This is a genomic window from Acinetobacter sp. NigerLNRRAM0016 (assembly GCF_054112845.1).
Genome location: NZ_JBSYVT010000055.1, coordinates 1 through 15084 on the forward strand (window position 1 = coordinate 1; position 15084 = coordinate 15084).

At 42.3% G+C, this 15084-nt stretch carries 19 protein-coding genes and 1 pseudogene; 8 read left to right on the forward strand and 12 right to left on the reverse strand.

All coding sequences use genetic code 11. The features are described 5' to 3' along the window. Both ACWQ4X_RS18340 and ACWQ4X_RS18345 read left to right on the forward strand, forming a co-directional pair. Positions 1 to 1319: esterase-like activity of phytase family protein (locus ACWQ4X_RS18340; protein WP_368572666.1), on the forward strand; the 1319-nt coding region annotated here is incomplete at its 5' end. A 69-nt stretch (positions 1320 to 1388) separates the two neighbouring features. Further along, positions 1389 to 2270, forward strand: a complete 882-nt coding sequence (locus ACWQ4X_RS18345; RefSeq protein WP_094069355.1) for a hypothetical protein — start codon at positions 1389 to 1391, stop codon at positions 2268 to 2270. 22 nt (positions 2271 to 2292) lie between these two features. Here the strand turns inward: ACWQ4X_RS18345 and ACWQ4X_RS18350 are convergent, their stop codons facing one another. Then, a complete protein-coding gene (locus ACWQ4X_RS18350; protein ID WP_094069354.1) occupies positions 2293 to 2496 on the reverse strand; it encodes a hypothetical protein in 204 nt (67 codons plus the stop codon). Between the two features lie 390 nt (positions 2497 to 2886). Here ACWQ4X_RS18350 and ACWQ4X_RS18355 point away from each other — a divergent pair, with 390 nt between their 5' ends. From ACWQ4X_RS18355 to ACWQ4X_RS18365, 3 genes are read left to right on the forward strand one after another with little or no spacing between them, the layout of a single operon-like run. Further along, the gene (locus tag ACWQ4X_RS18355) at positions 2887 to 3189 is read left to right on the forward strand and encodes a type II toxin-antitoxin system HigB family toxin (RefSeq protein WP_094069353.1); all 303 of its coding nucleotides are present in this window, start codon (positions 2887 to 2889) and stop codon (positions 3187 to 3189) included. Between the two features lie 31 nt (positions 3190 to 3220). Beyond that, a complete protein-coding gene (locus ACWQ4X_RS18360) occupies positions 3221 to 3592 on the forward strand; it encodes a helix-turn-helix domain-containing protein (protein WP_000354814.1) in 372 nt (123 codons plus the stop codon). Positions 3593 to 3617: 25 nt separating this feature from the next. Then, complete coding sequence (locus tag ACWQ4X_RS18365) at positions 3618 to 6026, forward strand: TOTE conflict system archaeo-eukaryotic primase domain-containing protein (protein ID WP_094069352.1); 2409 nt, start codon at positions 3618 to 3620, stop codon at positions 6024 to 6026. Between the two features lie 14 nt (positions 6027 to 6040). On the opposite strand, the gene ACWQ4X_RS18370 is transcribed toward ACWQ4X_RS18365, so the two are convergent. The 3 genes from ACWQ4X_RS18370 to ACWQ4X_RS18380 all read right to left on the reverse strand — a co-directional run bounded on the left by ACWQ4X_RS18370 (position 6041) and on the right by ACWQ4X_RS18380 (position 7287). Beyond that, positions 6041 to 6724, reverse strand: coding sequence for a type II toxin-antitoxin system HipA family toxin (locus ACWQ4X_RS18370; RefSeq protein WP_225530228.1), 684 nt, complete (start codon positions 6722 to 6724; stop codon positions 6041 to 6043). Between the two features lie 69 nt (positions 6725 to 6793). After that, positions 6794 to 6985, reverse strand: a complete 192-nt coding sequence (locus ACWQ4X_RS18375; protein WP_225530229.1) for a hypothetical protein — start codon at positions 6983 to 6985, stop codon at positions 6794 to 6796. A 146-nt stretch (positions 6986 to 7131) separates the two neighbouring features. Further along, complete coding sequence (locus ACWQ4X_RS18380; RefSeq protein ID WP_225530230.1) at positions 7132 to 7287, reverse strand: hypothetical protein; 156 nt, start codon at positions 7285 to 7287, stop codon at positions 7132 to 7134. A 237-nt stretch (positions 7288 to 7524) separates the two neighbouring features. Here ACWQ4X_RS18380 and ACWQ4X_RS18385 point away from each other — a divergent pair, with 237 nt between their 5' ends. Further along, positions 7525 to 8838, forward strand: coding sequence for an ATP-binding protein (locus tag ACWQ4X_RS18385; RefSeq protein WP_070153175.1), 1314 nt, complete (start codon positions 7525 to 7527; stop codon positions 8836 to 8838). Positions 8839 to 8981: 143 nt separating this feature from the next. Here ACWQ4X_RS18385 and ACWQ4X_RS18390 read toward each other — a convergent pair whose 3' ends face one another. The 7 genes and pseudogenes from ACWQ4X_RS18390 to ACWQ4X_RS18420 form a co-directional block, all read right to left on the reverse strand. Further along, positions 8982 to 9209 (reverse strand): hypothetical protein, encoded by a 228-nt coding sequence (locus tag ACWQ4X_RS18390; RefSeq protein ID WP_224215413.1) that lies wholly within the window; start codon positions 9207 to 9209, stop codon positions 8982 to 8984. Between the two features lie 117 nt (positions 9210 to 9326). Next, on the reverse strand, positions 9327 to 10100 hold the full coding sequence (locus ACWQ4X_RS18395; RefSeq protein ID WP_228152121.1) for a hypothetical protein: 774 nt from the start codon (positions 10098 to 10100) through the stop codon (positions 9327 to 9329). Between the two features lie 10 nt (positions 10101 to 10110). After that, the gene (locus ACWQ4X_RS18400) at positions 10111 to 11115 is read right to left on the reverse strand and encodes a YecA family protein (RefSeq protein ID WP_070153169.1); all 1005 of its coding nucleotides are present in this window, start codon (positions 11113 to 11115) and stop codon (positions 10111 to 10113) included. A gap of 18 nt (positions 11116 to 11133) precedes the next feature. After that, the gene (locus tag ACWQ4X_RS18405) at positions 11134 to 12483 is read right to left on the reverse strand and encodes a type II toxin-antitoxin system HipA family toxin (protein WP_070153166.1); all 1350 of its coding nucleotides are present in this window, start codon (positions 12481 to 12483) and stop codon (positions 11134 to 11136) included. Further along, positions 12473 to 12763, reverse strand: coding sequence for a helix-turn-helix domain-containing protein (locus ACWQ4X_RS18410; protein ID WP_070153163.1), 291 nt, complete (start codon positions 12761 to 12763; stop codon positions 12473 to 12475). The genes ACWQ4X_RS18405 and ACWQ4X_RS18410 overlap by 11 nt, the downstream gene beginning before the upstream one ends. Positions 12764 to 13297: 534 nt before the next feature. Beyond that, positions 13298 to 13414, reverse strand: a pseudogene (locus tag ACWQ4X_RS18415) (transposase domain-containing protein); the annotation flags it as partial. 70 nt (positions 13415 to 13484) lie between these two features. Then, positions 13485 to 13754 (reverse strand): hypothetical protein, encoded by a 270-nt coding sequence (locus ACWQ4X_RS18420; protein ID WP_039048204.1) that lies wholly within the window; start codon positions 13752 to 13754, stop codon positions 13485 to 13487. A 182-nt stretch (positions 13755 to 13936) separates the two neighbouring features. On the opposite strand from ACWQ4X_RS18420, the gene ACWQ4X_RS18425 reads away from it, so the two are divergent. Together ACWQ4X_RS18425 and ACWQ4X_RS18430 are read left to right on the forward strand one after the other, a co-directional pair. Further along, positions 13937 to 14233, forward strand: coding sequence for a type II toxin-antitoxin system RelE/ParE family toxin (locus tag ACWQ4X_RS18425; protein WP_005175534.1), 297 nt, complete (start codon positions 13937 to 13939; stop codon positions 14231 to 14233). 1 nt (position 14234) lies between these two features. Then, on the forward strand, positions 14235 to 14525 hold the full coding sequence (locus ACWQ4X_RS18430) for an addiction module antidote protein (RefSeq protein WP_004969304.1): 291 nt from the start codon (positions 14235 to 14237) through the stop codon (positions 14523 to 14525). Positions 14526 to 14618: 93 nt separating this feature from the next. On the opposite strand, the gene ACWQ4X_RS18435 is transcribed toward ACWQ4X_RS18430, so the two are convergent. After that, positions 14619 to 14816: a hypothetical protein gene (locus tag ACWQ4X_RS18435; RefSeq protein ID WP_004897314.1), complete on the reverse strand. Its 198-nt coding sequence runs from the start codon at positions 14814 to 14816 to the stop codon at positions 14619 to 14621. Between the last annotated feature and the right edge of the window lie 268 nt (positions 14817 to 15084).

A 15084-nucleotide genomic window follows, 5' to 3' on the forward strand; every position in this document is an offset into this window, starting at 1 on the left:
GGCCAAACTTATTTGCCCAAGGTGTTGCTTTACCTTACCAAAATTTAACGAGCTTTAAGGTAAATGGAACAACTATTGCTAGTCCATTTACCCTTCGACAAGGTGGCTTTGGATCTGATGTTGCTGCACACCCTACTAACAATAAACAATTTTATGCAATCACAGATCGTGGTCCAAATGCTGACTATAATGATGGCGTGAATGGTGCTGGTAAGATTTTCCCAATGCCAGACTATGTACCTAAAATTGGGCTATTTGAGGTGCAAGATGATGGTTCAATTAAACTCATCAAAACGATTTTATTAAAAGATCGTGATGGAAGTAATATTAGTGGATTGCCGAATACTGCTGCACTCGGTGGTACAGGTGAAACACCTTACGATATAAATGGTAATGTAATTGCTAAAGATCCATCAAAGCCATATGACCCACTAACTAACCCAATCAAGCTTGACGATTATGGTCTCGATTCTGAAGGTTTGGCTGCATTGAATGATGGTACATTTTGGGTAAGTGATGAATATGGCCCTCATATTGTGCACTATGATGCCAATAGAAAAGAAATTGGTCGTATTAATCCTTTTGTAAATGATGTGCGTAATACATTCACTTTACCGCAAGAATTTAGTTATCGTCGTGCCAACCGTGGTATGGAAGGTTTAACTATTACACCTGACCAAAAAACATTGGTTGGGATTATGCAATCGACAATGGACTTACCGACCAAAGCTGTTAATAAATCAACCTTAACACGTATTGTGACGATCAATCTTGAAACAGGAAAAGTTGCTCAGTATCTCTATCGTCAAGAAATTGATGCTAACTCAAACTCAGCTATTATTGCGATTAATGATCATGAGTTTTTAGTACTGGAACGTGATGGCAAATTCCTTAAGGACGATCCGAATATCATGAAACATGTTTATCGTATTGATCTGAATGATGCTACCAATTTAGAGGATATCGCAACTCAGGGCGATCTAGTACAAGATCCTAAACTTGGTTTAACGATTGCAGGTAAAACTCTAGAACAGTATTTCATAAATAACGATAAAAAATGGGAAGCATTACAGGCACTAAATATTCAGCCAGTAAGTAAAACATTGGTATTGGATATGGGTAAACGTGTAAGTTATGCGCATGACAAAATGGAAGGTCTATGGTTGATTAACCGACAAACTCTTGGCATTGTGAATGATGATGACATGGGTCTTTGGACAACCAATGGTTTAGAGCAAAAGTATTTGGATAATGTGGGCATGCGTGTCGATACACCTACCTTATATATTGCCGATAAGTTAAATCTTTTCAACCCATAACAATGAATGAAGCCCAAAAGCATCAGCTCTTTTGGGCTTTTTAAATTCAACTTTTGTCTAGAGAGAAAAATGAGAATAACTCAATCGGCTTTGATAACTTTCTTGGCAATTACAGTGCTACCATCGCTGAGCTATGCATCTCCCAAAGTCACATCTCGCGAATACAAAGTACTATTAGATCCCATAAATTTTAATTATGGAAATGAAGCAAGCAGCATAAATAGCTATTTTTCAGCGGTGAAAAATGCGATTGAAAATAAAATCAGTCGTGACGTAACTGGTGCTATGATCTTTGATACTCAAAGAGAAATCCGCTTTTACGATACTCAAGGAAGCTGTACTTTAAAAAATATGGGATACAGCTTCAGAGAGCGTAATGAAAATGGTACAAAAGAAGTAACTTTAAAGTATCGTGGATATGACCATTATATTGCTGACTTCAAAGATTTGACTAGCAATGTATCAGGCGCAAAAACTAAGCTAGAAGATGACATTACTCGTAAAGATAACTTGAGTTTCCTTGTAGTTGCAAGCAAGTCAACAACCGTACCAACCTCGCGAACCATTAACGATTTTGAGGATATCAATATTCTATTTACTGGCTTCAAAAATGACTATAATTTTAATAATAGTCTAGCCCTGAATCAAGTTGGTGGTCTAACTATCTATGAACGAAAATATAGTGGTGCAACGATTGATTTAGGTGAATTCGATGCAGATTTAGAGTTAAGTTTATGGTATACCCTATTGCCTTACGGTAGTCTAAAACCTGTTTTAGCAGAAATTTCGTTTAAATATTCAGATCCCAATGCGAATTTCACAAGAAAAGTAGTTGATCGTGCTGCTTTAAGCTTCAGTGCTTTAAAAGGTTTAACCCAATATAATGCACCAACTTCGACAGCAACAAAGACTCAGTTTGTGTACCAATATCAATCAAATTTCTGCAATTAGCCTTCATACACATCTAGAAAATTTAACCTGATAGAAACAATAAAAAATGGGTAACTGTCAGATCAGGTTTGAGATACAAGTTATCCTTCTCTGCCCCAATTTCAAGCCCAATATTTAAAGCTTGGGCTGTTCTAAACACATTAATCACACAGCCTAAACCGAGTGAATAAATCGGCTGTCTTAATAGAACAACAACAGCACCTAGAATATGCTCAACTTCAGCCACAGTTTCAGGCTCGTATAGGTATTTTCCGTTCGCTTCTACGTGATTGTCAGTTTAGGACGCAAACTGGGGCTCATCCCGCATGCACGTCCAACGCACAGCTTGGGGTATGAAGAATCACTCTATTGGTTCAGAGTATTGGCCTTCTTCGATGGCAAACGCAGCCGCATGTCGAAAAGGCCCATCAGGCGAAAATAGCAAGCCCCCCATTTGATCACTTACCGTGGCAGTTGGGACAATGGGGCAACACTTGATATGCCGAGCTTAAGAGGGTGAATAAGAGGGATGTGAACCGCCCCAAGGAATGGGGCAATTGGGGATGCGGTAACAACTCCTAACCGCATCAAGAATACCAAACTTGCAAAAGTCCCAAATTGGGACTAATATCTATTTATGAGAATTATCGCACTATCAACCTTAAAAACATTTTGGGAAGACAGCTCAGAATACATTGACGCTAAAGAGCCAACGTTAGCTTGGTATAGGCATGCATTAAACGCTGATTGGGGAGCACCGGCGGATGTGAAACGGGACTTTAGAAATGCCAGCATCCTCAAAGATGGGCGTGTCGTGTTTAACATTGCCGGTAATAAATACCGGTTAGTTGCTTGGATCAATTATGCGTACAAAGTGGTTTACATACGGTTTATCGGCAGCCATGCGCAATACGATAAAATTGATGTACAAACGATTTGAAGCCAAAAGGTAGTAACAAGAGGTAAATATAATGGACATCAGACCTATTAAAACAGATGCCGACTACCGCGCGGCATTAAACGACATCGAAAACCTAATGATGGCGGAGCCTGATACCGTCGAAGGCGAAAAGCTGGACATTTTGGTTACGTTAGTCGAGGCCTACGAAGCAAAGCATTTTCCAATGGATTTGCCAGACCCTGTTGAGGCAATAAAGTTTGAGATGGAGCGCAAAGGCTTAACCGTTAAAGATCTTGAACCCATGATAGGTAAAAGCAATCGTGTTTATGAAATCCTAAACCATAAGCGATCACTCACGCTAAAAATGATTTGGAAACTTCATGAAGGGTTAGGTATTCCAGCAGAGTCGCTGATCAAGCCACCGCAAGTTCGCGCTTTATAGTGCTGCGAATCAAAATTAGTTTGTTATGAATGACGCTCGCTACCCAAACATTTCTGCTATTGATAACAGGCTAGCTGAGCTTGAAAATGAAAAGCAGCAGCTTCTCGCATTAAGAGAGGCTTTGCGTAGCGCTCAAATCGAGCGTTCAGTACAGACATTCACGCCAGAACAAAAGGTCGCCTTATTCAGACAACGATTTCGTGGAAGAGAGGATATCTTTGCCAATCGTTGGCAAAATCAACAGGGGCGCAGTGGCTATTCCGTAGCCTGTGATAATGAGTGGGTAAGCGGGCTATGCAACAAACCCCGCATTAAATGCCAAGACTGTTCACACCGAAAGTTTAGCGAATTAAACGAGCACATTATTTACAGGCACCTTGCCGGTCATCAAGTGGTTGGTCTGTATCCACTACTTAAAGATAATTCGTGCTATTTGTTGGCAGCCGATTTTGACAAAGGCTGTTGGCAAGAAGAAGTCAAAGCAATGTCTAAAGTGTGCCAAGCGTTTGATATTCCGCACGCGATAGAAATCTCGCGTTCTGGCAACGGGGCTCACTTATGGATATTTTTTGAAACCAATATCCCAGCGAACCATGCTCGGGCACTGGGTTTCGCTTTGCTTGATAAAGCCATGGAAATATTTCCAAATCTATCGTTTGACTCCTATGACAGGCTCTTTCCTAACCAAGATGTACTTCCTGAAGGCGGGTTTGGCAATCTCATTGCGTTACCACTTCAAAAGGAGGCTCGCCTTTCAGGTCGTAGTTGCTTTGTTGACAGTGACCTGAATGCCATCGATGATCAATGGCGGTACCTTGCTGAGCTTAAAACGCTCACTCAGTCGAGTATTGACCAACTCATAACAACTATTTCACCCAACACCCTATTACTGTCCGAGCAAGGGCTAACAGACAACCGCCCTCCTTGGGAAATCACAGCCAAAGCCGCACCAATAAAATTAGAGTCTTTGCCGAAAAACGTGACCATTACCTTGGCCAACCATATCTACTTTTTGATGAGCGAGTTACCTGGGCCATTACTGGCCGGACTAAAGCGATTAGCTAGTTTTTCTAATCCTGTGTTTTTTAAAACACAAGCGTTGCGCTTTTCAACCCATGGCATTCCGAGGTTTATTTCCTGTGCTCGTATTGAAAACGGTTATCTAGCACTACCGCGAGGCTGCCTCGATGATGCGATTGCTTTGCTACAAGAGCAAAACATTTCGCCACTATTTGACGATAAGCGTGAAATTGGTAAACCATTATTAAAGCTTACCCCTGAGTTCACTTTGCGAAAGAACCAGCGTGACGCAGTGGCCGCAATATCTAAACATGACTTCGGTATTTTGCATGCGCCAACTGCATTTGGAAAAACGGTTACTGCCATTGCTATGATCGTAAAACGCAAAGTAAATACCCTCATACTGGTTCATAGCCGACAACTGCTCGAACAATGGCAAGAGCGCTTACGCACGTTCCTACCCGAAGTAACCATTGGCAGTATAGGCGGAGGTAAAAGAAAGCCGAGTGGCATTATCGACATAGCCACCTACCAAAGTTTGGTTAATAAAAAAGACAATTCCATCACTCCTCTCATTCAAGACTACGGCCATATTATTGTTGACGAATGCCACCACCTATCTGCACCAAGGTTTGAAATGGTACTCAACGAGGTAAGAGCAAAATATGTATTGGGCCTTACAGCAACACCAGAGCGACAAGATGGTCATCAAAAGATCATTTTTATGGCGGCAGGGCCTATTCGCTACAAAGTGAAACAAAGCCCTGATGAGCAATTTACTCAAACCGTGATGATTCATCAGCTCTACGATGTACCAGCAGCAGAGCTTATAAAAACAGATGAGCGCCCCAAAATAAGCGATGCCTACCGCTGGCTCGTCAATAATGAGCAGCGCACTTCAAAAATCGTCTCAGACGCCTACGAGTGTGTTCAAAATGGCGGACACCCGTTAGTCCTTACAGAGCGTAGAGAGCACGCAGAATCCATACACTCACGACTTACCGAAATGGGTATAAGCACTGTCGTACTTAAAGGCGCCATGAAAGCTGCGGAACGCAAGAACGCTGACAATCATCTGCAATCGGCTCAAGTCGTCGTCGCAACAGGAAAATATGTAGGCGAAGGGTTTGACCTACCAAGACTGGATACGTTGTTTTTGGCCATGCCCATCTCATGGAAAGGAACATTGGCTCAATATGCCGGTCGTATTCATCGTGAATCGGAAGGCAAAACACAAGTCACTATTCACGACTATGTGGACTGCACTCTCCCTATGCTGCAACGCATGTTTAAAAAACGCGAGAAAAGCTACAAGGCTATGAGGTACGCCCTTGAGTACATTGATGACAACAGTAACAAGCAACCTTCATTGAAATTAGAAAACATCCCTTCACCAAATACCAAGCCAAAATAAACAGCAGCACTTCATTAAACACTTCCCCATGCCTTTACCCCCATACGCCAAAACTGAGCTAAATCAGCTGTGGTTTGTGCTCCACAATTGGAAATAAATTCAGCAATCTCTAAGTAGCTGGCACCTTGAGATTGTTCACCATCATAGTATTGAAGCTGTGTCATGGCCGACGAAAAATGCAGCCGCTTGTCACCGTCGCGGTCAAACCGTTTTGTTAAGAAGGTATGGTGCTGTGACGAAAATTGCCTCATCTCACTTGGAAACATGTCAACACCTGCCGCTAACGCCAATTCATAACAGACCATCTCCCACGCGCCCACATCATGGGTATCGTTTAAATTGGGAAACTTAGCAATCCACAAGTGGTCTTGTTCATCTGTGACACAAGCTTTGGGCCTTGCACCACCTAATGATGAGCCTGGAGAAATCAGCATTTTCAACCAGCGGTAATACTCGTCACTGTCGATGTTATCGTCTTTTTCAATCTGCATTGCTGCATGCTCTAGCTCTCGCAAAGAAGCCATTGGCGGCGCAGCAAATTCAGAATTGTCGTCCAAAAAAGCATTCGAGCCTGTTCGCTTAAATCGAATACCACCCATCCGGTAAGAGTCATTTACGCCCAGCAGGTAATCCAATTCGTTTAATCGACTTGTTGCTCGAATGCCTTTGCGCGCCTCAATCGCCGCACGCCGCTGCATTAAAATACGCCCCCATCTATCAGGCGATGAATCAAGAAATGCGCGGAAGCTTTTATCGACTTCATCGTTTTAGAGTACACCGGAGTGGAGGGTCAGGATGGGATCAATTTGCAAGCGATAGGCTGAGGTTAAAAATGCTTTATCGTAGGCAAAACTAAACACGCCACCTCGGCTTGAATCGCTGTAAGAAAGCAGCCCTATTAGCAAAGGTGCTTCAATTGGCTGCCAGTCGGCATAGACTTCAACGATTTCACGGCTCATCTTGAACCTTCCAGCAATTTTATGTTTTGCAGCTTGATACCCACTTCATCATGGGCGGCCATTTCTGCAAAGTTGCTTTCCATGCCAAGAACGGCCATCACCTTTAAGTAAGTGCCTATGGCAACGCCCGGATCACCGGCTAAGACTTAATTCACGGTTTTATGATCAAAACCAGTACGTTCACACAGTAGCTTTTTGGTAAAACCACGTCTTTTCATCGCCAACAGCAAGTCTTCACCAAACTGCGTCAGGATTTTACGCTGCTTTGGAAACAATATATTGTGTAAGTCACGCTTAGCCATATCACCAACCAAAGGGACTATATTCCCACTTTACTCAATATAATTGGATTTATATCCTACTTTTAGGTTTAGCTTGCGCGTTGGCCAAGGCGATGATGTGAATCCCTGAATGCCAAAGGTCATCAAATTACACTTTTATGCGCATAAAAATGTAAAATTCCGCACTTTTCTGCGCGTAAAAGTGTAGGCTGAGTTATACTACAGGCAGTTAACAGTCTTAATTGGCGGGAAATGACAATGCAGCGCAACTTACTAAACGCCCTAATAACATGGAAAAATCAACCGGTGCGCAAGCCATTATTGATCGATGGTGCAAGACAAACAGGTAAAACCTATCTGCTACAAGAGTTATTTGGGAATACCTTTGCCAACATCCTTCGTATCGACTTCCTTGAAAACCCTGCCTACAAAGAAGCGTTCGATGGCTCTCTGTCACCTGACGAGCTAGTAATGAATATTGAGTTGTTAACCAACCAAGCGTTCAACCCAGAAACCGATCTGCTGATATTAGATGAAATTGGCGAATGTGAACGTGCCGTTACCTCACTAAAGTACTTTGCTGAAAAAGCACCGTCCTATTTTGTCGCTGCCAGCGGCTCGAATATTGGTTTGCTCAACACCTTCCCTGTGGGCAAGGTAGAACAATACAATTTACGACCACTGACCTTCCAAGAATTTATTTACGCATCCAACGAGCAAGCGCTGATCAAAGCGTTTGATAGTCAAGCAAGCACACCGGCAGTACACACCAAATTGATGGACAAACTCACTGACTACTTTTTTACTGGTGGTATGCCGGAAGCCGTTTCTGCTTGGTATCAGTATAAGGATTCAAGCATTCTAGAGCGTGTTGAAAAAGTCACAAAAATTCATGCCGATTTAGTGGAAGGTTATCGCCGCGATTTTGGTAAGTACGCGGGCAAGGTCGACACCACACTGATTGAATCGGTATTTAATAGCATTCCAGCCCAGCTATCACTTGTCAGCGATGAGTCGGTTAAACGCTTTAAATTTAAGCATGTGCATGAGCGTAAATCTCGTTATAGCGATTTTGAAACCGCGATCCATTGGCTTAACTGCTGCCGCCTAGCTTTGCCAAACTACCCTATTGAAGGATTGCCGAAATCTCCGTTAGCGGCCTATAAAAAAGAAAATATGGTGAAACTGTTTTTGTTTGATGTGGGTCTGCTTAATCATATGCTCGGCAGCAGTTATAAAGAAATTAAGCAACAAAACTATGAATACAAAGGTTATGTGGCTGAAAACTTTGTGCAACAAGAGCTCACTGCCATTGGCGTTGACCCAAGCTATTCATGGAATGACGCCCGTGCCGAAATCGAATTTATTTTGGCGACCGATGAAGGCGATATCGTCCCTGTGGAGGTCAAAAGTGGTAAACGTACAAGAGCAAAATCGTTGGCATCCTACGTTGAAAAATGTACTCCAAGTAAAACCTTTAAGTTAACGGGTACACAAGGCTCATCCGCATTAGAGCAAACCAATATCGTGATGCCTTTGTATTTCACGCAGTATTTACCACAGAGATGGTAAAAGCGCGTTACTTAGACCCCGAGGTCTACACAAAGTGACTTCATAGGTAACAATTTGTAGACCTTTGGTGGGCTTACAACCTTTCAACCAACCCTCAATCGGTTTTTTGCTAACGTCATTTGGCCAGCCTATCGCCTCATCGTTTAAAGCAAATCACTCAAGCGATTTAACAGTGCTTTACGGCTATTATTCGCCACAACAAAGCGCTTAAAACGTTGTTCAAACGCCGCTTCATCAGCTTTGAACTGATAGGCCTCAAACAGCTGATGCAGATAGCGTGATGCCGCATCGTAACCACTGGCGCAAGTTCGATCCGCTTGCTCTTGTGATTGCTGCCAGTAGTGCTCACGTTGATTGTAGATATCCGTCAACGCTTTTTCTTTTTCCGCTTTTTCGATAGCTAATTTTTTTGCGAGTGCTGCGGCTTGCTCTTGCTGTAATTGACTTTGCGCTTGCTCAATGAAAGGAGAAATGACGGCGGAAGTTAACTAGTATTGATAGATCTCGTCTGTGTTGACAGGTTCTTTTCGCGTCAGCGCTAAGGCTTGGTGACGGGTTAGCTGGCCTTGCTCAAACAACGTGCGTAATAGCGTGTCTTTCTCTGCTTGCGAGAGATTATGGATCCACGCATCAAGCGTAAGCTGAGTTTGTTTGGCTTGGTGACTGGGTTGTTCGCTCAGCACCATGGCGAGCGCCTTAACCAATGCTAAGGGAATATCATACAGCGCAGCAAACGCCTGCTCCTCTTCCCTGAGGTGCTCAAAATCGAATTGAATTAACGGCACTCGCTCAACGCCATCATTAAAATCAAACGCTTTGAGCCACATTAAGTACACAAGGCGCCAATCCCCTTGCATTAACCCGCCGCGTAAAGCGGCTAAATGCTGGAAAAAGTCGTCAGCATGCTCATCGTCAAAATACTCATCACACTCCTCAAGGGAAAAAATCAGCAACTGCCACTCATCGTTTTCGTGAACATGAAGTCCATCACTTGAAAAGCCAAGTAACGCATCTGGAAGCGTTCCTGCTGGTAGCTTGATGTATACATCGATTGAGCCCCAATCGGCATAGTAAAAACCGATATCAAAGTATTTTAACATCAGCTCAAAAGGCTCGGCCTTTAGATCACTGTAGGTGTAATACACCTGAAAGGCCGTAGCGCTGATCTCGGCACGGCTTGAAATGGCTCTGAGTGCTTGACGTGCTTTAGCATCTAAATACCCATCCAGACGCTCAAATTTATAGTATTGAAATTCGCTCACGGTGACCTTGCTATTTATTTATTGTGAATTGAAAAGTTTGTTTTAACAAAGGCTGTACCTGAATCACTCTGGCGACTTGTTCAGCGTTTATATAACGTCTTGGGTCAATCGTTACAAATCCCCAAAACTGCAAAAATCGCTCAATAAATCGTGATTCGATGAGCATACTTAAGTTTCTTTCTGGCGAGAAGTAATCATCCGTAGGGAATACCAGCAATAGATTAGGGAAAGCTGTCATCACCTCTTTCACAAGCTGCTCCACACTGTTGTGGCTTTGAATACGCCACAGCATAAACAACCAAAAAGTGCGCAAGTCGACATCGTATTCGAAACTGTCCAAATAACCCCAGTTATATTTGCTGATAGCGGCCTCTAACATAGGTTTGAAAAAGGCCTGTATGCCTAGCGCTTGATACTGCTTTTGCGCTGATTTTTTTACATGGTAGCGGCCACTGCGCCGATAAATAATACCGCTAATTTCGGCAAGCACTCGGGTGTAGTGCAAGGCATTAAATTTGTCTTCATTGCTGCCCGAAAACTCGCTGATGCTTATACTACGTTCTAATTGAGCAACGGCAAACTCAGGCAATAACTCACTGGCCTGTTTAACCAACTTAGCCGGTAAGTTGCCTTTACTCGTGGCTTTGAAGGAGCCTTCTTGCGCCATGGCCTCATCAAGAATGAGGGCTAGATAACGCATTATTGGGCTGGCAGAAAGAGAGTCGGGAGTGCAAATTGTCACCCACTTTAATTCATCAAAAGGCGCATAAAGCCAATTGGCCATTTGCGTTGGCGTTACGCCACAAAAATCGGGATGAGGTTGATGATTGCGTTCTTGCACTTTGTGCTGCAAAGCGGCATTGAGTTCATCAAGACTCAAATTTGGGTTCATTGCCAGCATGGTTTCAACATCATCGAAGACTTGGGCATGTTGCTTGGAAACGCTGCTCATACAACAACGTTTAAATTTTTTACCACTGCCACAATGGCAAGGATCGTTTCGGCCGAGCTTCATTACTGTCCCTTCTTATTGTTATAGAAAAAGCGCTGCATTTTCTTGTTTACGCTGCTCCAATGTCTTAGCAATCACGGACATTGTTGTTTTACTGATCCCTTGTTGCTTGGCAAGATACGTAAATTGGCTGATGGCTTCTGCGACTTCTTCAATAACTTGCTTTGCATCATTCCAATTCGCAAAGCCAGCACTAGTAGCAAGTTTTTGCATCACCTTAAGCGATGGCGCTTTGCCATAACCGCCGAAAGCAGTGGCGTGTTCGTTGAATGGATGTGGGCTGTAGGTAACATCGTAAAAAGGTGCAGGGTTCCATTGACCGTCATCCGCTTGCAAAAACGCCCAGTTTTTACTGTGGTCGTCTTGGTTAGACGACAGCAGGTTAAAAACGGCACGGCGAAATTGCAGCTGCCCAGCAGCAGGAGATTTACACAACTGACGGCTGGCTTTGATCAAGTCAATATAATCTAAACTTGGCGTTCGAAAGTCTGCATCCAGCAGCCCGCAAGCGCTGTGCATATGCAAGCGACCTGAACTGCGATTACCGCTTAAACGGGCCTGCTCCGTGACATAATCAAAACGCTTAAGCGCCAACCAGGCAGACGCACCGCTTGTAGTTGGTGCTTCAATGAGTTGCCAGACTGGTGGTTGGCACTTGGCAAGCTCGGCCATTTGCAAATAAACCGCTTCACACAACCCTTCTTCATGCCCGAGCGCGAGATTTTTCGAGGTAAACTTAATCAGCCAAGCCTCATCTCCAGGCTGAGCAAAGGTTCGACAATGCTGAGTTTCCCCTGCAGGCATATAAATCTGCGCCTTAGGCCTTGCTCCACCCGAACTACCACCGGCGACTAATGCGGCCAACACCTGTTGCGTATGCCCATCTAACTCATCGTGATTATCATCCATATAATCTGACATTGAAGCATCGAACAGCGTTTGTGCTTCTAAGCCCAAGGTTGCTAAATCAATGTCCGCGTATGTCGTGGCTGAAAACTCAGACACCGGAGCAAAAGACAGCGCTCCCATGCCTTTATCACCGACAAAGGCCAGTCTATCCATCGCCGTTAATTGATTAGGTAGGATGCCCTTTTGCCGGAAAATACGATCTTGTAACAACATGCCCCAGCCATCGGGCAAACAATCCTCAAATACGCCATGTACACCTTGGTGCGGCGCTTTAGGTGCGGCTTGAACTAGCGTATTCGCTTGCAAGGTAAACGGTGATAAATTGCCAAACTGCTGCAAATAGTCGTCAGTATACTGAAAAAAAACGCCTTGCCGATTCTGCGCCAAGACTCCAACAGATATCTGCTCACCTGAGCTTAGCGTACGAGTAACATTAAGCTTCTGAATCGGTTTAAAACTCATCTTTTAGCACCTCATCAATACTCATGGGTATAGCAGCGCGTTCTTTGCTAAGTTGCGTGAGCTGATAAAGCCTATCTAGCGAATCAAGTGTCTGCCATAGCAACAGCAATTGACGAAATGAAATTTGCCCGGTCAGCTCAAATTTCTTAATGGTGGCCGCAGGTACGCAGCTTCGCTCAGCCAATGCAGCGCGCGACAGCTTTGCCTGCTTGCGTAACTCACGTAAATAAGCCGCATAAGCTTGGCTTACATCGGTATCATCAAGTAAGGTAAAATTCATCCGCAAAGACCAAATGGATACAGTTATATCCATTATAGCGAAATAAAACATAAAGTGGATACTATGATATCCATAATTGCGTAGAGTGTTGAAAAAATCACTCGATAAAGCCCTTCAAAACTGCTATTTTTAGACCCTAACAGCAGCATAAGATTAACCCGTTAGGTCAGGTGGCCTAACTTAAATAAAAAAGTCTCCGACAAACCCGGTACGGTTCAGCCATATATAACTCCATCAACCTGATTTTTTACCATTCGGTTTACCTAATTAATCATCACAAAATTATGTTGGTGATTATTTGGTAAATTTTTAAAAACTTATGTGACCAAAATTAAACGATCTTAATAAACATTAATTCCAATAAAAATATTTTAAAACGTAAGTTATTGATGTTATTGTACTTATATACACAGCAATTTATACAATTTAATGTAAATTATGTTGGTGACTATTGCCAAGGTTGGGGTTTCATAAAGTATTATGCTATTGATCTTAAAAGATTTGTAAGCGTCCGCTGAATCCCATACCTATTTTTTAATTCGATTTAGGTTTCCAGCAGTGTGGCAGTAACTCTTCAATCTGGGTCACTTTATGTGTCGGCAGCCTTTTCAGCACATCACTTAAATAGGCATACGGATCCAAGCCAGAGACTGTAAATAAAACTGTGTAAACGCTTAAACTATCGTTAAAAGTGTCATTCTAGGTATTCCATTAAATATGGTCATAGCTTATTTATGATTTCACAATCTTTATTTAATCGGCGAATTGATCTGATAAATTTTTTCGGGTCATCAATGCACAGCGGTTGTTCCTGACCATCACGTAAAATTATATACTCGTCTAATTTTTCATAATGCACAGCGGCAACTGGTACGCCTTTATTTTTTTTGTTGAACTCATGATGATTGCCAGGTACTAGTTCCGCATAGGTAAAAATAATCTTATCCGCAATACGAATATAGCTGGCGCTTGTTTTTGACATTCTTGACATATAAAAACCTCCATAGGTGTGAAATTAATATACAACTATTTTACAACTAATTTACAACTATTTCAAGGCTTTTTTAATCACTTAACATAATGGCGATTATAAGAAATTAATGGATGTCCATATAGATTACTTGCATATTGTATTCGATCGAATACAATATGGTGAGAAAACAAGGAATCCTCATGATTGAAATTAAACGTCTGCCAGAGTTTGATGAATGGTTGGATGGCATTAAAGACAATATGACCCGTATTCGCCTGAATCGTAGATTGGATAAGGTTCAACGTGGAAATTGGGGAGACATTAAGCCTCTTCAAGATGGCGTTTGGGAAATGAGAGAGTTCTTCGGTGCTGGATGGAGAATGTATTACATCCAACATGGTGACGTAGTGATTGTAATGCTTGGTGGAGGAGATAAATCGACTCAACAACAAGATATCGATCGTGCAGTCAAATTATCGAAAACATTGGAGGATTAAAATGGTTAAAGTCGCTGATTTACCAAGTTTTGATATGGCTGAGTCGCTCAAAACTGAAGAAGACATTGTGATGTATCTCAATATGGTTCTTGAAGAGAATGATCCAGCTGAATTAGCCCATGCACTTGGCGTTATTGCTAAAGCTCGTGGCATGACTCAAATCGCTAAAGAAGCAGGGATTGGACGTGAGGCACTCTACAAAGCCCTACGTCAGGATTCAGCACCACGTTTTGATACGATTAATCGTGTTGTGAATGCTTTAGGCCTAAAACTCACAGTACAACATGCCTAAGACTTTAAAAAATATAGTAAAAATGGGAGCTAAAGGCTCCCGTTTTTAGATTCGTATAACGTGTATTATGTTAATTTTAGAAAATTTTAAGAATTAACTCTCAAGTAACTGCCCTATTTCCAACCTACTATATCCTCGCTCTTTTAGAATCAAGACAATAGCTTTTCTATATTCATCAGAACTGGAGGTCTTATATTTTATGATTAATTGATTCTCTGAATTCAGTTCAAGGGCATTCTTATAGGTTAAGACTTCAGTAGAAATCTTATTAAAAATATTTAGATTAAACATACAGGTACTCTTCATCCTGTTATAGCGGCCCGACTACAACAAATACCTGCCTTAGCTTAGCTAGGCACCCTTGGCAGCAAGGATTACAAATTAAGAAAAGTTCTGCAAGTTTTCAAAAGCTATAAGGATGAATAATCAACTAAAATCAATGTTATTTAACATAATGGTTGTTATACGAAACGAGAGTGTTAGAACCCATTTAAAGTGTCTATATTCTCACCAATAAAAATGTCCGGTTTCTCCGAGGTAAAATATGACTTTTGAACAA